Origin of the sequence: Synechococcus sp. BA-120 BA3 (assembly GCF_034931285.1) — a bacterium.
Lineage (GTDB): Bacteria > Cyanobacteriota > Cyanobacteriia > PCC-6307 > Cyanobiaceae > Cyanobium.
This window is the reverse complement of sequence record NZ_JAYGHZ010000510.1, coordinates 1-647: the sequence shown is the minus strand read 5'-3', so window position 1 is coordinate 647 and position 647 is coordinate 1. Positions and strand designations below refer to the sequence as shown.

1 protein-coding gene is annotated in these 647 nt (G+C 73.1%); it reads left to right on the top strand.

What is annotated here, in order from left to right; translation table 11 throughout:
* The coding region (locus VB737_RS17215; RefSeq protein ID WP_500314772.1) for an SDR family oxidoreductase at positions 1-615 on the top strand (615 nt) is incomplete at its 5' end.
* Between the last annotated feature and the right edge of the window lie 32 nt (positions 616-647).

Genomic DNA, 647 nt, shown 5'->3' with positions numbered 1-647 from the left:
GTCACCGACCCGGCGGCGGTCCAGGCCGCCGTCGCGGCGGTGGCGGCCCACTTCGGCGGCCTCGACATCGTCGTGAGCAATGCCGGCGCCGCCTGGACCGGCCCGATGGCCACCCTGGCCGACGCCGACCTGCGGGCCAGCTTCGAGCTCAACTTCTTCGCCCACCAGCACGTGGCCAAGGCGGCGCTGGCGGTGTTCCGCGCCCAGGACCGCCCCAGCGATGGCGGCCGCCCGGTGCTGGGGGGCCAGCTGCTGTTCAACGTCAGCAAGCAGGCCCTCAATCCCGGCCCCAACTTCGGCGCCTACGGCATCAGCAAGGCGGCCCTGCTGGCCCTGGTGCGCCAGTACGCCCTGGAGGAAGGCGAGGCGGCCGTGCGGGTCAATGCCATCAACGCCGACCGCATCCGCTCAGGCCTGCTCGACGACACCATGATCAAGGAGCGCTCCGCCGCCCGCGGCCTCAGCGAGGAGCTCTACATGGCCGGCAACCTGCTGGGGGCCGAGGTGCGCGCCAGCGACGTGGCCGACGCCTTCGTGGCCCTGGCCCGCATGGAGCGCACCACCGGCGCCGTGCTCACCGTCGATGGCGGCAACGTGGCGGCGATGGTTCGCTAAGCGCGCCTATCGGCGCGACGGTGCGCTGAGCG